At 52.4% G+C, this 3,298-nt stretch carries 5 protein-coding genes; 2 read left to right on the top strand and 3 right to left on the bottom strand.

The annotated features are described in order from the left end of the window. Together HYU99_06740 and HYU99_06735 are read left to right on the top strand one after the other, a co-directional pair. The coding region (locus HYU99_06740) for a 4-phosphopantoate--beta-alanine ligase (GenBank protein MBI2340041.1) at window positions 1–454 on the top strand (454 nt) is incomplete at its 5' end. An 11-nt stretch (window positions 455–465) separates the two neighbouring features. Next, on the top strand, window positions 466–1,737 hold the full coding sequence (locus HYU99_06735; protein ID MBI2340040.1) for an amidohydrolase family protein: 1,272 nt from the start codon (window positions 466–468) through the stop codon (window positions 1,735–1,737). Here the strand turns inward: HYU99_06735 and HYU99_06730 are convergent, their stop codons facing one another. The 3 genes from HYU99_06730 to HYU99_06720 all read right to left on the bottom strand — a co-directional run bounded on the left by HYU99_06730 (window position 1,738) and on the right by HYU99_06720 (window position 2,848). Further along, window positions 1,738–2,016 carry a type II toxin-antitoxin system RelE/ParE family toxin gene (locus HYU99_06730; GenBank protein ID MBI2340039.1) on the bottom strand — a complete coding sequence of 93 codons (279 nt, stop codon included), beginning with the start codon at window positions 2,014–2,016 and terminating at the stop codon, window positions 1,738–1,740. It abuts the gene before it with no gap. After that, a complete protein-coding gene (locus HYU99_06725; GenBank protein ID MBI2340038.1) occupies window positions 2,013–2,282 on the bottom strand; it encodes a type II toxin-antitoxin system Phd/YefM family antitoxin in 270 nt (89 codons plus the stop codon). Before HYU99_06725 ends, HYU99_06730 begins: the two co-directional genes overlap by 4 nt. 80 nt (window positions 2,283–2,362) lie before the next feature. Beyond that, on the bottom strand, window positions 2,363–2,848 hold the full coding sequence (locus HYU99_06720) for a dCMP deaminase family protein (GenBank protein ID MBI2340037.1): 486 nt from the start codon (window positions 2,846–2,848) through the stop codon (window positions 2,363–2,365). Window positions 2,849–3,298 lie beyond the last annotated feature (450 nt).

Here is a 3,298-nt window from a genome sequence, read left to right as displayed (position 1 = left end):
GATTGTCGCCAAATTGTTCAACCTTATTCAGCCCGACATCGCCTTTTTCGGCAAAAAAGATTTTCAGCAATTTGCCGTGTTGAAGCGGATGGTCAAAGACCTGAATATGCCGATCAAAATGGTCGGCGTGGAGACGGTTCGCGAACGGGACGGCTTGGCGATGAGTTCGCGCAATGTTTATCTCAATCCGTCCGAGCGAAAAGCGGCGTTGGTTCTCTCGCGTTCTCTCAATCAAATCGGACATGAAGTTAAAAAAGGAAAACGAAATCTCGCTTTGTTAAAGCGTCAACTTATCACCCTTATCCGCCACGAACCGCTGGCCCGCATCGACTACGTAAAATGCGTGTCTGCCGAATCGATTCAGCCCCTCAAAAAATATCGCAAAAGCAAAACGCTCTTTGCCGTCGCCGTGTTTGTTGGAAGGACACGATTGATTGATAATGTAATTGTATGATAGGGGAGAGCATGCAACTCATTACCGCCAAATATCTTCTCACGATGGATTCCCCGCCGATCGATAACGGCGGGATTGTCGTCGAAGAGGGAAAAATCATCGCGGTCGGTCCAAAAAGCGATCTCCAAAGCCAGTACAAAATCAAAGACAAAGAGGATTATCCCGACCATCTCCTCATGCCGGGGCTTATCAACGCGCATACCCATCTCGACATGTCGCACCACAAGAATTACCTCATGGATCCGGTGCGGCAGTTGGGGGTGAATGTCGATTTTATCGAGTGGCTCATCGGTTGCATCGAGTACAAAAAAAAGGCCTCGCCGATGAAGTTGAAAGATGCGGTGGAAGAGGGCTTGGCCTCCTGCATCGAGACGGGAACCACCTGTGTGGCCGATCAGGGGAGTTTTGAGGGAATTTTCGAGACGGTCAAAAAAACCGGCGTGCGCGCGGTGGTTTTTCCCGAACTGATCGGCTACGACGGCAAGGTGGCACAGGATCTTTTCGAGTCCGCGCTGGCGCTGGTGGAAAAGTACTCTGAAAGCGAGTCTGATCTTGTCCGCGTCGGTCTTGCCCCTTACGCCCCTTACGCCATCTCGCCCAATATTTTGCGCATTGTTGCGGGACATTGCCGGGCCAATGGCGTGCCGCTGATGTTGCAGACGGCCGAGAGTTTTCAGGAGGTGGAGTTCTTTTACAATTCATCCGGGGATATCGGCGACAAGTTGTTTTCCTATTTCGGCTGGGACGAAAAGCCCCCCAACTTCAAGAAAACGCCGGTGGAATATCTGGATGAAATCAAATTTCTGGAGGCCAGACCCCTTTTGGTTGGCTGTGTTCAGGCCACCCAAAGCGATCTCGACCGGATTGCAAAGGCGAAGGCTCGCGTCGTCATTTCCCCCCGCTCCAACCACTATCTTCAGTTAGGAGAAGCGCCCGTCAGAACGATGAAGGAAAAAGGGATTTGTCTGGCGTTAGGCACCGATGGCTTGCACTCAAACGCCACGCTGTCTCTCTGGGATGAAATGCGGTTTTTGCAGGAAAAAACGGACGGAACATTCTCCGGCGAGGAACTGCTGGCAATGGTGACGCGGAACGCGGCCGAGGCCCTTGGCTGGGCCTCGGAAATCGGGACGCTCGCCCCCGGCAAAAAGGCCGACTACATCGTCATCGACGCCTCCGAAATTCCCTCCACGGGAGATCTCTATTCCAATCTTGTCCGCACCACCAAAACCTATCACATCAAAAAAGTGGCGGTGAACGGGAAGGCGCTGAAGGGGCGCTGATTAGTGACGTTCGGCCAGTAATTTTGTAAATTTCTCGTAAATTTCCTTGCGTGGTCCGATGGAGTAGACACGGACCTCCTTGTCATCCGAAGGCGGTTTGTAGATGATGCGGTAGCGCTTGTAGCGCAGGGAATAAAAACCGGTCAGTTCTCTTTGTAGCGGTTTACCGCTGTAAGGTGTCTCGCGCAAGCCATCCAAAAGAAGCCGCATTCCCTGCTTGATTTCGGGAGGGAGGCTTCGAATGACTTCTTTGGACTCGGGAGAATAGCGGAGAATCATTCCTTAAAGACCTGTTCATGCGTGTAAGAGTGTCCTTTGCGAAAATCCTCGTCGGCTTTCTTAAGTTGTCTCATCAGTTGCTTGTCGCCCAAGATCTCCAGAGTCTCCATCAGCCCCTCGTACTCCTCGCCGCTCATCAACACCCCCGCAGTCTTGCCGTCCTTGGTAATAACAAGCGGATTCCCCTCCTCCTGAACCTTTTTGAGAAGCTTCATGAGATCTCGTTTTACCGTGGTAACCGGGAGGATATTTTTTATTGTTAGCATAAAGAGTCCTTTTAAAGACCATTTAAAATTACATTATATGAACAGTTGTGTCAATAGCTGTCTCGCTTGTTATTGATTTCCTATGCCTGCCTGACAAGCCTTACCTTGATATAAGCCTCGGCCAGGAGTTTGAGCGAGACCTCGCTCATCGGATAGGCGGCATTGTAGACCACTTCCTTGATGCCGCTGTTCAAGATCATCTTCGTGCACATCAGGCAGGGGGAAAAGGTGGTGTAGAGGGTGGCCTCCTTGATGCCAACACCGTGGTAGGCCGACTGGACTATCGCATTTTCCTCCGCATGCGAGCAAAGACACTCGCCAAGATCAGCACCGGAGGCCCCGAAAGCATTGCACCGCGGACAACCGCCGTCACTGCAATTTTTCACGCCGCGCGGCGTGCCGTTGTAGCCGGTGGCGATAATCCGCTTATCTTTTACGATGACCGCGGCGACTTTTCTTTTGAGGCAGTTGCTCCGGAGCGCCGCGACCTTGGCGATTCCCATAAAGTACTCGTCCCAGCCCGGCCGGGAGTTTTTTTTTCCGAGGTCGCGCAAGAGTCCACGCATCCTTTCGTGCAGGGCCTCCAAAGTCGAGTCGTTGACCACCTCAAAATCGGAAAGCAGGATGGTCTGGTTCATCTGTTGTTTGTTGGGATCGTCGCTCTTGTCTTCAATTTTCTCGATTTTTGAAAATTCATCGAAGATCTGCGGGTCATTTTCGCGGCCTCGCGCCTTTACCCGCTCGAAACGGACCTTTTGCGGTGCCGAAATGTTGAGAAGCGAAAAATCGGCGCGGCGTTTGAGGGCCTTTGCCTCCGCCGGATGGCGGATGGAGTCGACGACGTAATTTTTTTCGGGATCGAGCCGCGCCAACACGCGGTCGGCCAAAACAGACGGCCCTCCCTCGGTGCGAAGGCGGTTGCCGATTTCGATGAGATTTTCGCGCGTGACTTCTTTCCCCTGTTTTTTCAACTCGTCCCGCAGGACGTCGGAGAGGGAGTAATAGATGAAGCCGCT

It is taken from the genome of Deltaproteobacteria bacterium (assembly GCA_016183175.1).
In the GTDB taxonomy this organism is placed as follows: Bacteria; UBA10199; UBA10199; order UBA10199; family SBBF01; genus JACPFC01.
Note: the sequence above shows the minus strand (reverse complement) of the source record. Positions and strands in the feature narration are given on the sequence as shown.